Origin of the sequence: Clostridioides sp. ZZV15-6383, assembly GCF_020657735.1 — a bacterium.
Taxonomy (GTDB): domain Bacteria; phylum Bacillota; class Clostridia; order Peptostreptococcales; family Peptostreptococcaceae; genus Clostridioides; species Clostridioides difficile_D.
Genome location: NZ_JAGWCV010000045.1, coordinates 16,680 through 27,997, shown reverse-complemented (window position 1 = coordinate 27,997; position 11,318 = coordinate 16,680). Strand labels below are relative to the sequence as shown.

General features: G+C 27.3%; 10 protein-coding genes. 7 read left to right on the top strand and 3 right to left on the bottom strand.

Going from position 1 to position 11,318, the window contains the following annotated elements:
• Positions 1-216 precede the first annotated feature (216 nt).
• Positions 217-366 carry a hypothetical protein gene (locus KGF42_RS14580; RefSeq protein WP_159066618.1) on the top strand — a complete coding sequence of 50 codons (150 nt, stop codon included), beginning with the start codon at positions 217-219 and terminating at the stop codon, positions 364-366.
• A gap of 7 nt (positions 367-373) precedes the next feature.
• Complete coding sequence (locus KGF42_RS14575; RefSeq protein ID WP_227822599.1) at positions 374-994, top strand: YhbD family protein; 621 nt, start codon at positions 374-376, stop codon at positions 992-994.
• A gap of 301 nt (positions 995-1,295) precedes the next feature.
• Here KGF42_RS14575 and rbr read toward each other — a convergent pair whose 3' ends face one another.
• Together rbr and KGF42_RS14565 are read right to left on the bottom strand one after the other, a co-directional pair.
• Entirely contained in the window at positions 1,296-1,883 is a 588-nt protein-coding gene (gene rbr, locus KGF42_RS14570) for a rubrerythrin (protein WP_227822600.1), read from the bottom strand.
• An 85-nt stretch (positions 1,884-1,968) separates the two neighbouring features.
• On the bottom strand, positions 1,969-2,406 hold the full coding sequence (locus KGF42_RS14565) for a MarR family transcriptional regulator (RefSeq protein ID WP_227826571.1): 438 nt from the start codon (positions 2,404-2,406) through the stop codon (positions 1,969-1,971).
• A 103-nt stretch (positions 2,407-2,509) separates the two neighbouring features.
• Between KGF42_RS14565 and KGF42_RS14560 the strand changes: the two genes are divergently transcribed.
• Entirely contained in the window at positions 2,510-3,508 is a 999-nt protein-coding gene (locus KGF42_RS14560) for a YhdH/YhfP family quinone oxidoreductase (RefSeq protein WP_227822601.1), read from the top strand.
• Between the two features lie 181 nt (positions 3,509-3,689).
• On the opposite strand, the gene KGF42_RS14555 is transcribed toward KGF42_RS14560, so the two are convergent.
• A complete protein-coding gene (locus tag KGF42_RS14555; RefSeq protein ID WP_077725559.1) occupies positions 3,690-4,616 on the bottom strand; it encodes a carbon-nitrogen hydrolase family protein in 927 nt (308 codons plus the stop codon).
• 377 nt (positions 4,617-4,993) lie between these two features.
• Here KGF42_RS14555 and KGF42_RS14550 point away from each other — a divergent pair, with 377 nt between their 5' ends.
• From KGF42_RS14550 to KGF42_RS14535, 4 genes are all read left to right on the top strand, one after another.
• Positions 4,994-6,598 carry an amidohydrolase gene (locus KGF42_RS14550; RefSeq protein ID WP_227826570.1) on the top strand — a complete coding sequence of 535 codons (1,605 nt, stop codon included), beginning with the start codon at positions 4,994-4,996 and terminating at the stop codon, positions 6,596-6,598.
• 799 nt (positions 6,599-7,397) lie between these two features.
• Positions 7,398-8,669, top strand: a complete 1,272-nt coding sequence (gene serS, locus KGF42_RS14545) for a serine--tRNA ligase (protein WP_227826569.1) — start codon at positions 7,398-7,400, stop codon at positions 8,667-8,669.
• A 191-nt stretch (positions 8,670-8,860) separates the two neighbouring features.
• On the top strand, positions 8,861-10,366 hold the full coding sequence (locus KGF42_RS14540) for a histidine kinase (RefSeq protein ID WP_227826568.1): 1,506 nt from the start codon (positions 8,861-8,863) through the stop codon (positions 10,364-10,366).
• A gap of 113 nt (positions 10,367-10,479) precedes the next feature.
• Positions 10,480-11,184: a response regulator gene (locus tag KGF42_RS14535; RefSeq protein ID WP_227826567.1), complete on the top strand. Its 705-nt coding sequence runs from the start codon at positions 10,480-10,482 to the stop codon at positions 11,182-11,184.
• The last annotated feature ends 134 nt before the right edge of the window (positions 11,185-11,318 follow it).

The following is an 11,318-nucleotide window of genomic DNA, read 5'->3' as shown; positions in this document are numbered from 1 at the left end:
GAAACTCACGATAGAGATATAAATGCAAGTATAAATATATTAAAAGAAGGATTAAGACTAATAACAATTCAAAATAAATAACTTATGTAAGAACCGTAGGAACTACGGGGATAGCCTGTGGAGAATTAGTAAGACATATTTTAGTATGCAAAATTCTATGAAGCAGGAACCCTGTGACTTTAGTCATGGGAGGTTCAGTCTTCTGGTTCAGCAAAAGTGATTGGGGCAACAGAATGTAATGAATTTTCTACATATGGTTTAATCAAAGTAGAAGGAAATATACTGGCATCAAAGGTTGAGATATCTGGGTTTCTTAGATGTACAGGAGATAATTCTACTGTAAAAAACAGTATAAAGGTGGGCTAGAAGAGTTATGGAAGAATTAATATCTAAGAAAGATTTATTGAGCAAAACCAATATATCTTATGGGCAATTATATAGATGGAAAAGAAAAAACATAATACCAGAAGAATGGTTTATAAAAAAATCAGCCTTTACAGGTCAAGAGACTTTCTTTCCAAGAGATAAAATACTAGAAAGAATAGAACTAATATTGTCTATGAAAGAAGAGACTTCTCTTGATGATATTGCAAATATGTTTATGAAAAAAGATATTAATAAAGAATTTGATATTGATTTTATTCTTAGTAAAGAGGTTATATGTAACTATACAAAAGAAATATTTCAAAACTTATATAATAAAGAGCAGAGTATAGGTAAAAAAGAACTACTTATATTGAGTATAATAGAGAAATTTTTAGTTAAATCTACAATAACTTTTGAAGAGTTAAAATTGATAGTGAATATAATCGAAGAAAACTTTACATCAATATATAATGAAAATGGAAAAATCTATTTGTTTAGAAAGTTTGGAGTTCCATTTGTAGTAGGATGTCTAGATTATAAAAAAGTAAAGTTTGAAAGAGATGTAGTTAAGATTATTGAGATTGATTTAATGAAAGAAATAAATGATATAAGTATAAGGTTATCGTAATGGACTATATTATATAAATTTGTTACGATGAAGTACTTAAAATACACTTTATTTATATTATTAGGGTTAAAGATGAGATTTTAGATAAATATATAAAAGTTAAAGATAGATTTAGATAAGTTATAGGTATTGAGGAATAATAAAATGAACCATAATGAATTACTATAAATTATATCCAAAATATATTTTATATTTATAGTAATTTTTATGGTTCATTTTACGGTTATTAAGATAATACTGTATTTATAAAAATATTTAATATAAATATAATAAATTGTTTAAATACAATGATTACTTTAATTTATTCAAATAATGAGTTTTTAAAATCTAAGAAATATCCTTGTGGATGAAGACATACAGGACAAGCTTTTGGAGCTTCTTTACCTACATGTATATGCCCACAATGTGTACATATCCATTGTATATCTTCATTTCTTCTGAATAAAGTACCTTCTTCTAAATCAGTAGCATATCTACCAAATCTATCACCATGAACTTTTTCTATTTCAGCTATATTTTCAAATAACTTAGCTATAGCTTCAAATCCTTCTTCACGTGCTGTCTTTCCAAAGTTTTTATATACATCATCCCATTCTTGAAGTTCATTATGTTGTGCAGCTTTAAGATGTTGTGATGTTTTATCATATAAATCTACAGGATATGCCCCAGATATACTTATATTTTCACCAGCAAATTCTTTTAGTTTAGTAAAGAATTGTTTTGCATGTGATTTTTCTTGGTCAGCAGTGTAATTGAATAAAGATTCTATTATATATAATCCTTCTTTTTTTGCTACAGACGCAGAAATATTATATCTATTTCTAGCTTGACTCTCACCTGCAAAAGCTCTTAATAAATTTTCTTTAGTTTTACTATCTTTTAAATTCATATTCTACCTCTCTATCATAATAAATTTTTACAATATTTGATTCTTTTTATTTATTATTCCAATAGGAGATATAATTATGCTCAATTTAGTCAGCATTTTTAAAATTGTCATTGATTTTTTTTAAAATTCTAAGAAATTCTTGTTTCTCATTTTCTGTAATATTATGATATGCTGTCTCTTTAACTTGTGTTGAGATACTATTAAATGTATCTTCTATAAGTAAGGCCTTTTTTGTAAGTTTTATATACGTGATACGTTTGTCATTGGTACATTTTTGTCTTTCTATATACCCTAGATTTATGAGCTTGTTAACCAACACTGTAACAGTGGATTTATCCTTTCCTATTTTAGTTGCAATTTCTTTCATTGTAAGTATTCCATTATTTTCATAAAGTGCAGTTAAAATATTTCCATGAGTAGGTATCAATTCATCTAAACCATTTTTACTAAGTTTATTTTCAATGAATTTAACCATATTAGCCTTTGTTTTACTTATGAAATATATAATATATTTATCTTCCATAAATTATTCTCCAATCTTTAATCTATTTAAATTAGTTTGACATAAAACTATTTATAAACTATAATTAGTTTAACATAAAACTAAATGTATTGGGAGGAAATTTATGAATAAAAAATTTAAATCACTATATATTACAGAAGAAGAAGGAAGTTTTAGAAGAAATGTAGTTGAAAGAGAAATAGACACATTACCAGAAGGCGAAGTTTTAATAAAAGTAAAATACTCTTCTCTAAATTATAAAGATGCACTTTCTGCAAACGGTAATAAGGGTGTTACTAGAAAGTATCCTCACACACCAGGAATTGATGCATCTGGTATAGTAGAAGCTAGTAGTTGTGATGATTTTAAAATTGGAGAAGAAGTTTTAGTAACAGGTTATGACTTGGGAATGAATACTTCTGGTGGTTTTTCAGAATATATAAGAGTTCCTTCTAGTTGGGTAGTTAGACTTCCAAAAAATCTTTCACTAAAAGAAGCAATGGATTATGGTACAGCAGGATTTACAGCAGCTTTATCTGTGTACAAATTTATAAATTCTGTAGACAAGGATATGGGAGATGTATTAGTTACTGGTGGTACTGGAGGAGTTGCTGTAATTGCAACTAAAATATTGATTAAATTAGGTTATTCAGTTGTAGTTTCAACAGGAAAACTCGAAGAACAAAAAGAAGTATTACTAAACTTAGGAGTTAAAGATGTTATACATAGGTCAGAAGTGGATGATAATTCAGGTAGACCTCTACTTAGGCCAAGATGGGCTGGAGTAATAGATACAGTAGGGGGAAATACTCTGTCAACAGCAATAAAGACAACTAATTATTGTGGAGCAGTGACAACTTGTGGTAATGCAGGAGGAGTTGATTTTACAAGTTCAGTATATCCATTTATCTTAAAGGGAATTACTTTATATGGTATAGATTCTGTAGAATGCCCAATGAACTTAAGATTAAAAATATGGGATTTATTATCAAATGAATGGAAATTGGACGATTTAGATGATATGGTAAGCGTAGTATCATTAGAGGATTTAAATAACAGTATAGATTTAATAATGGCAGGAAAGCATGTAGGAAGAACAGTAGTTGATTTAGAAAAAATATAGTTGATTAAATTTACAACTAGAAATTTAGATTATTAGGCAAAAATGGGGCTGTATCAAAATAGAGATATAAGCCTTTTTTTCATTCTTGAAATGATGAAAATATATTTGGTTCATACAAAAAAGAGTGCCTCATAAACTAATAAGTTCATTTTGAGACATCTCCATTTTTTGTATAAAAAAATTATTCGTGAACAATTAATTCAAATACATCTGGTCTTGAATAGTGACCTTCTGAATCAAAATCTAGTCTACTAAGTACTATTTTTTCTAGGTCTAAATCTGCTATTAACATTTCTTCTTTATTGAAAATAGGACCTGCCACATATTTTCCAAAAGGGTCAACTATACAACTTCCTCCTGGACACATAATCTCTGGTTCTGCATCTAGCTCCTTATAGTAATTAAGGTCAGTTGGATACATGTTTTTTTCAACATATTGATTGCATCCAATAACGAAACATCTTCCTTCTAAAGCAATATGTTTCATAGTTGCCTGCCATTCTTCTCTTGAATCTGCAGTAGGAGCTATATAAAGCTTTACCCCTTTAGCATAAAGAGCTGTCCTAGCTAATGGCATATAGTTTTCCCAGCAAATCAACGAACCCATTTTTCCATATGGAGTATCAACTACTGTAAGAGTACTTCCGTCTCCTTCTCCCCAAATACATCTTTCTGTTCCTGTAGGTTTAAGTTTTCTATGTTTACCAATAAGCTTACCTTCTGGAGAGAAAAATAGATTTGTGCAATAAAGAGTACAATTTATATCATTGCCATCTCTTTCTGTTATACCCATTGATAGATATACTCCCGCTTCTTGTGCTGCTTTTCCTAGTAAATCTGTTGTAGCACTAGGAACTGGTACAGAATTATCATAGTATCTTTTCCAATCTTCTCTACCTTCCATTGTTCTACTTCCAACAACGAATCCAAATGAAAGACCTCTTGGATATGCAGGTATGAATGCTTCTGGGAAAACGACAATATTTGCCCCTTTTCTACCAGCTTCTTTAATTAATCCTAATGCTTTTTCAACAGTTTTTTCTAAATCCATAATGACTGGTGATGCCTGAACAACGGCAATTCTCACATTTTTATTTTCCTTATTCATAAAAAGACCTCCTAAAAAATATTTAAATTTGTTGCATTGAATAGACTACATCAGATGTTTTTTGAGAAATAAGATATTTGTATTGTGAATAACTGTATATTTAAAATGATACATCATGATTTAAAAAATTACAATTGTACAAATATGATTGAGTTTAGATATTTGAATTTAATAACTTATAATATTTTTTCGATTAGTATAAAGTTCATTAAGTTGTCTTATTTACAATGAATAGTATTTATTTCTTAGCAAACAATAATTAAAAATAAAACTTTTATATGTTTAAAGTATAAAGAAAAAATTTATAAGGAAGATAATATAATTAAGTAGAAAATAATAAAAAAATTTATTAAATTAGACAACTTAAGGAGAATTTTATGAAAGAAAAAATTTATTATAATGGAAATATCATCACAATGGAAGATTCAATATGTGGAGATGCTATTCTTATAAAAGATAAAATAATAAAAAAGATAGGAACAAAAGAAGAAGTATTTTCTTTGAAGAATAAAGATACAGAACTTATAGATTTGAAAGGCAAGACATTGATGCCATCTTTTATAGATTCACATAGTCACTTGATAGCTTTTGCTACTACACTAAAACTAATTCCTTTAGAAGATGCAACTAGTTTTAAAGACATAGTAAAAAAAATACAGAATTTCAAAAAGTCAAACAATATAAAAAAGGGTGACTGGATAATTGGATTTTCATATGACAATAATTTCTTAGAAGAAAATAAACATCCAGATAAGGATGTACTCGACAGTGCATCTTCAGAGAATCCAATACTAATTTCACATGCCTCTGGTCATATGGGAGTTGCAAATACCTTGGGATTAAAGCAACTTGGTGTTACTCATGAAACACAGGACCCAGAAGGTGGGCATATAGGTAGAGTAGAAGGAAGTAAAGAGCCAAACGGATATTTAGAGGAAAATGCATTTTTTAATGTGTCATCTAAAATAAAACAACCATCACCAGATGAGATTTTTAATTCAATTGAAAAAGCACAAGACATATATTTAAGTTACGGAATTACAACAGCTCAAGAAGGTTTAATGGAAGAAAATCAATTTAACCTTCTAAAAACAATGGCAAATCAAAATAAATTAAAAATGGATGTTGTAGGATATGTAAATTTGAAAAAAAGTAAGTCTGTGGCAGATGAGAATAGAGATTTTATAAAGAAATATATAAATAGATTTAAAATAGGTGGATATAAGATATTTTTAGATGGTTCTCCACAAGGAAAGACAGCATGGTTAACTAGACCATATGAAAATTCAGATGATAGTTATTGTGGGTATCCTATATATAAAGATGAAGAAGTAGAAAAGTTTATAGATATTTCACTAAAAGAAAAGATGCAACTTTTAACTCATTGTAATGGAGATGCAGCAGCAGACCAGTTGATAGATGCATTTGAGAAAGTTTTAAATTCAAAGGAAGAAAATAATAAAAATGATATAAGACCAGTTATGATACACGCTCAAACAGTCAGAGAAGACCAAGTTGATGATATGAAGAGAATAAATATGATACCTTCATACTTTGTAGCTCACACATACTATTGGGGTGACATTCATATCAAAAACCTTGGAGAAGATAGAGCATTTAAGATTAGTCCACTTAAAACGACTATAGAAAAAGGGGTAATTTACACTCTTCATCAAGATACACCAGTAATAGCGCCTAACATGCTGGAAACAGTATGGTGTGCTGTCAATAGAATTACAAAAAAAGGTATACAAATAGGCGAAAATGAAAAGATAAGCCCATTAGATGCCTTAAAGGGTGTTACTATAAATGCAGCATATCAATATTTTGAAGAAGATAAAAAAGGCTCAATTAAAGAAGGTAAACTAGCTAATTTGATAATATTAGATGAAAATCCAATTACAATCGACCCTATGAAAATAAAAGATATTAAAGTATTGCAGACTATAAGAGAAGGGGAAGTATTGTATTCTTTAAAATAGATGTAAGTTAGATATTTTATCATCTATAAAAAAATAGTTTTAGATAATAAATTAGGTAGAATTAAATAAGATTACAGTTAAATCAATAATTATATTTTTTATTAAATTTTAATTATTTTATTGAAGATTTATCAGTATAATTTTATTGGTTCTACCTTTTTAAAGAACTGTCAATTTATTAAAGTTATCTATGTATTATATTAAATAATTAAGTAATTAGTATTTTCAGTTATTAGTTTATAAAACGACTATGTATATTACTTTGCAGTAGATTTTGAAGCTAAATTTATAATAGCAAATTTAAATTCATTAAATAGATTACCTCATAACATTTCATATAAAATATATTGTGCATCTAGGAAAATTACTATTTTTCTTTGAGTATTTCTTATAAACAGTTCTAAAAAATTTAATTTCATACCTATACTTGAATCATTCATTAAAATAATCCTATCCAAATAAGAGATATATAGGACTATATTATATATAAAAAAGTTCATATGAAAGTTAATAACTATACAAGATTGATAAAGAAAAAGTCAAAATAGATAATTGATTAGCAAAATCGATATAATTATAATGAGGTTAAATCTAGAAATATTCTCTTAAAATTAAATTTTATTAATTTAATTAAATATAATTTGACAATAGATAAAAAAGTGAGTAAAATATAAATAAAATAAAAATAATAGGTTCGGATAAAACAAAAAAGGTTTCTTAACCTCAAGCATAAAGTATATTATCTAAGTTATTTGAGATTAAGAGATAACATCCAATCTTAAATACTGAGGAGGAAAAAATGCTTGATATAAAAAGAATAAGAGAAAATTTAGATTGTATAAAAAAAGCAATGGAAAGAAGAGGTGAAAAAGCCTTTAATCTTGATGAAGTAGTTAAGTTAGATGATGAAAGAAGAAAGATTCTCCAAGAAGTTGAAGTCATGAAAAATGAATTAAATACAGCGTCTAAAAATATACCAAATCTTATAAAAGAGGGTAAAGATATAGAAAATGAAAAGATTAAACTAAAAGCGCTATCTGACAAAATTAAAGTAATAGACCAAAACCTTAAAGAAGTAGAAGATAAAATGGAATACCTATTAATGAGAATACCAAACGTACCACATCCAGAAGTTCCACAAGGTGAAACTGATGAAGATAATGTTGAGGTAAGAACTTGGGGAAAGACGACTACTTTTGACTTTAAATCTAAGGCTCATTGGGAAATTGGGACTGAGTTAGGTATACTTGACTTTGAAACAGCTAGTAAAATAACTGGTTCAAGATTCACTCTTTATAAAGGACTAGGTGCTAGGTTAGAGAGAGCATTATTAAATTTTTACTTGGATACAAACACAACGGTAAATGGATATACAGAAGTTATTCCACCATTTATGGCAAATAGAAATAGTTTTTTAGGTACAGGACAGTTACCTAAATTTGAAGAAGATATGTTTAAAATAGAAGGATTGGATTATTTTATGATTCCAACATCAGAAGTTCCTTTGACTAATATACATGCTAATGAAATACTTAAATTTGAACAATTACCAATAAATTATACAGCTTATACTCCATGTTTTAGGTCAGAGGCTGGTTCTGCTGGAAGAGATACAAGGGGGTTGGTAAGACAGCATCAATTTAATAAAGTAGAAATGGTCAAAATAGTAGCACCAGAAGAATCTTACAATGAGTTAGAAAAGCTTACTAACAACGCTGAGACTATGCTACAATTGTTGAACCTACCATATAGAGTAGTAAAGATATGTACAGGAGATTTAGGATTCACAGCTTCTTTTAAATATGATGTAGAGGTCTGGATGCCAAGTTACAATAGATATGTTGAAATTTCATCTTGTTCAAATTGTGAAGATTTCCAAGCTAGAAGAGCAGGAATAAGATTTAAAAGAGATAAAGATTCTAAAGCTGAATATGCACATACATTAAATGGCTCTGGGTTAGCTATTGGAAGAAGTGTTGCAGCTATATTAGAAAATTATCAACAAGAAGATGGGTCTGTAATTGTTCCTGAAGTTTTAAGACCGTATATGGGAGTTTATATTATTAAATAAGAGTCAGACTATGTATTTTTAAATGATATAATAATTAGAAGTAATTAAAAAATAATAATTAATATAAAAGTGTGTACAAACTAATGAATATTGATATATAAGCTATCATATGAAAGAGTGTGTACACATTTTTATTTACTAATTTCTTAAAATATGAACATAAATAATTTACAGGTAGAAAGGAATCTCTTATGAAAATTCAAAATACTGAATGGGGATATATTGAATGGAAACATACTTATGATGAAAACGACCCAAAACAAGCTATGAATATATACATTGCAGTAACTATGCCAGGTAAAAAACATTTTAATCATGTTCATTATGGTCAAGAACAGATGATATATATTTTAGAAGGTGAGGGTTTATATATTATAAATGGAGTCTGGAAGCCATTTTACCAAGGTATGATTTTTTATATAGAATCCGGTAGCACACATGAAACTATAAATACAGGTGATAGAGCGATAAGAGAGCTTATTGTTTCCAATAATGTAGATGATGTAGGAGAGAGTGAAGTTATAGATATTAATCCTAATAGTTATTTGAAGAAGACTTTAATAAATTATAGCGAAAGTACTTTAAATTTGTATGTGGCTGTAGAATCAATTCGTGGTCAATTTATAGACCCATTTAGAATTCCATTGATTATATATGATGATTCATGGAATATAGTTTTAAAAAATCCTTATTTTCCACTATTTTGTTTTGAAAAATGTAATCCTATGAAATTTACTCAAAATTGTGATTGTATGAATCAAAAAAGTAGCAACCAATTTGTATGTAAGTATGGGATAACCATATATAATATACCTATATTATACAAAAATAATAGTATAGGTGTTATAAGAGGGGGATATATATTATTATCTGATTTAAATTTAGATACAACACATAGTAATTTATATGATATACCAGAAGGCGCTGCTAGAAGTATAAAACGTCTTTTGAAACAAATATCTAAAAATATAATAAATTTTTGTTCATTTAATGATATAAGAAAGGATTTGCAGGAAAAAAAGAACACTATTGCAAGAACGTATCACTATGGAGAACAACTTGAAATGAATTTAAAGGTAGCTCAAGATATGGTTACTAACTTAAGAATAAATCATCATTTTTTATTTAATACTCTAAATTCAATGGCAAGCATAGCACTTGATGATGGTAGTTATGATTTGTATAGTGCAATAATAGATTTATCAAAAATGTTTAGATATACAATGAGGTCTGATTTACGATTTGTAGAATTAGAATCTGAAATATTATATATTAAAAATTATTTGAATTTACAGAAATTGCGTTATGGAGATGAACTTAAAGTAAAGTACCTTATTCCAAGGAAGCTATATAACCTTTCTGTACCTTTTAACTTTATGCAACCTATTGTAGAGAATGCATTTACACATGGGTTTAGAGATATTGATTCAAAAAAGCGAATAGAAATAATTGCAAGAGTAGATTCCCAGTATGCTATTATAGAAATTCATAATAATGGAACTATCTTAGAAGAAAATAGTATAGACAAAATAAAGGCAGGTATTCGTAGTAATAATGGTCATGGTTTGTCTCTAATATATGCAAAATTTACATCTGCTTATGGAAATAATTTTGATATGGATATAAAGTCAAGTGATAATGAGGGGACTTACATAATGATTAAAATTCTTATTGAAAATTATAAGGAGTATGTATAGAACTTATATAAAATTAATAAATTTTATATATATTAAGAAATATATTAGATGTTTTTATGTTGTTTTATATATCTTGCTTTTTTATATTATTAAGCTAAAAGGGAGGAATTCTCATGAGAAGAGCACTAATAATAGATGATGAAGAAGCTGTTTTAAAAATAATAACACACTTTATAGAAATGAAAGATATGCCAATAAAAATTGTTGGTAAAGCAACATCTGGTGATGAAGCAGTAGATAAAATAATTGGTTTAGAGCCAGACATAGTTTTTATAGATATTCAAATGCCAATATACAATGGGTTAGAAGTAATAGAAAAAACATCTCACCTATCTAAAAAAATAAATTTTGTAGTAATAACTGCTTTTGACTATTTTGAATATGCTCAAAAAGCTTTGAGATTAAATGTAAAAGATATACTCCTTAAACCATTAGACATGAAAGAATTTACTAAGTCTGTAGAAAAAATTATTGGATATCAATATACCAATAATGATTTATTAAATGAGATACTGGAATATATAAATCTAAATTATAGCAATGACTTAAAGTTAAATGATTGTGCTAGATTATTTTTGACCAATCCATCTAATATATCTAGAATTTTTAAAAGTAATTTGAATACGACTTTTATATCATATCTAAATCATATAAGAATAGAAAAATCTATTGATTTACTTGAAAATACTACAAAAAGTATAAATGAGATTGCAGAAATAGTTGGATATAATAGTCTGAATAACTTCTATAAAAACTTTAAGATAGAAAAAGGAGTGACTCCAAAAGTTTATAAATTGAATAATAAAAATCGAAAATGATAAATAAAAAGTCAATATAGATAATTGTTTGAATATGTCTGAGTAAGTATACTTTAATTATAATAAAAATTAAAGCGCTTTAAATATATTTAATAATATTAAACCTTATAAAAGCTGTACCTATTTATATAAAA

Coding starts and splice junctions, on each gene's coding strand:
- serS (WP_227826569.1), top strand. CDS start 7,398: ATGCTTGATATAAAAAGAATAAGAGAAAATTTAGATTGTATAAAAAAA.
- KGF42_RS14535 (WP_227826567.1), top strand. CDS start 10,480: ATGAGAAGAGCACTAATAATAGATGATGAAGAAGCTGTTTTAAAAATA.
- KGF42_RS14560 (WP_227822601.1), top strand. CDS start 2,510: ATGAATAAAAAATTTAAATCACTATATATTACAGAAGAAGAAGGAAGT.
- KGF42_RS14575 (WP_227822599.1), top strand. CDS start 374: ATGGAAGAATTAATATCTAAGAAAGATTTATTGAGCAAAACCAATATA.
- KGF42_RS14550 (WP_227826570.1), top strand. CDS start 4,994: ATGAAAGAAAAAATTTATTATAATGGAAATATCATCACAATGGAAGAT.
- KGF42_RS14540 (WP_227826568.1), top strand. CDS start 8,861: ATGAAAATTCAAAATACTGAATGGGGATATATTGAATGGAAACATACT.
- rbr (WP_227822600.1), bottom strand. CDS start 1,883: ATGAATTTAAAAGATAGTAAAACTAAAGAAAATTTATTAAGAGCTTTT.
- KGF42_RS14565 (WP_227826571.1), bottom strand. CDS start 2,406: ATGGAAGATAAATATATTATATATTTCATAAGTAAAACAAAGGCTAAT.
- KGF42_RS14555 (WP_077725559.1), bottom strand. CDS start 4,616: ATGAATAAGGAAAATAAAAATGTGAGAATTGCCGTTGTTCAGGCATCA.